Here is a 1,287-nt window from a genome sequence, read left to right as displayed (position 1 = left end):
AAAGAATCCTTCACATTGTCCATTGTTTTTTAAAATGGTAGCTATAGCGCTGCACCCAGGGAATCGGGAATCGGGAATCGGGAATCGGGAATCGGGAATCGGGAATCGGGAATCGGGAATCGGGAATCGGGAACAGGGAATCGGGAATCGGGAATCGGGAATCGGGAACAGGGAATCGGGAATCGGGAATCGGGAATCGGGAACAGGGAATGAAAAAGCTTGTAATCGCTTAAGTCTCTAGCTCCTCTACGGATTTGGGCACACCAGCAGTCAAGACTTCATTCCCTGACTCAGTCACTAACACATCATCCTCAATCCGAATCCCAATCCCGCGCCAGCGCTGATCAATAGCTGGCTGACCTTCCAAAGGCTCAGTATCAGGACCAATATAAAGTCCTGGTTCTACTGTTACTACATTACCGGGCTGAAAAATATGCCAGTTCTCCCCCTGTTTGTAGCCTCCACTGTCATGGACATCCAATCCCAGCCAGTGACCAGTGCGGTGCATATATATATGTTTATATTTCTCCTCTTTAATAATTTCCTCACTATCACCGGCCAGGAGTCCCAAATCGATTAACCCTTCCACTAGGATTTTCACAGCGGTGTCATGAAACTGATTAAAGGGATTCCCTGGTTTAACTTGTGCGATCGCATTCAACTGTGCCTTCAAGACCAGCTCATACAGAATTTTCTGCTCTGGGGTAAACTTACCACCCACTGGAAATGTCCGAGTAATATCAGCGTTATAATACCCATAAGAACAACCAGCATCAATCAGTAGTAAATCCCCGTCTTGCATCTGTCGATTGTTCTCGGTATAGTGTAGTATGCAGCTATTGGCCCCAGATGCTACTATGCTCGGGTAAGCCGGTCCGATGGCACCTCGTCGCCGAAAATCATGTTCTAGCTCTGCCTGCACTTCATATTCATAACGTCCAGGTTGAGTAAATGCTCTAGCATGGTTATGGGCGTCCACAGAGATTTCCACAGCTTGACGCATCAACTTCAATTCCGTAGTACTCTTAACCCGGCGCATCCCATAGAGAATTAAGTTAGTCGATTCGAGAGCCATCGGTCCGGTTCCGTTTTTGGGATAAAGTCCCATCAACCTTTGCCAGTGTTTCAGGATGGTATCATTGAAAGGTTTATCCCGTCCCAAGTGGCCCTCTGTGTTCATTTCCACAAAAGCAAAGCCCCTTAAGCGACCTGTTTCGCGATCGGTGGGCATGTGAATTCGCTTGATTTCGCCATATTCTTCAAACACAGATTTCAGATCCTCTTCTG

The 1,287-nt window shown here is 47.2% G+C and carries 2 protein-coding genes; one reads left to right on the top strand and one right to left on the bottom strand.

Annotated elements, in window-relative coordinates; genetic code table 11:
• A partial coding sequence (locus F6K20_RS38880) for a hypothetical protein (protein WP_287298501.1) occupies positions 1-241 on the top strand: 241 nt, incomplete at its 5' end.
• On the opposite strand, the gene F6K20_RS38875 is transcribed toward F6K20_RS38880, so the two are convergent.
• Positions 230-1,287 (bottom strand): M24 family metallopeptidase (locus F6K20_RS38875; RefSeq protein ID WP_287298499.1); only part of this gene is annotated, 1,058 nt, incomplete at its 5' end. The genes F6K20_RS38880 and F6K20_RS38875 overlap by 12 nt on opposite strands.

The sequence above is a fragment of the Moorena sp. SIO2C4 genome, from assembly GCF_010672485.1.
Classification (GTDB): domain Bacteria; phylum Cyanobacteriota; class Cyanobacteriia; order Cyanobacteriales; family Coleofasciculaceae; genus Moorena; species Moorena producens.
This window is presented reverse-complemented; position numbering and strand designations above follow the sequence as displayed.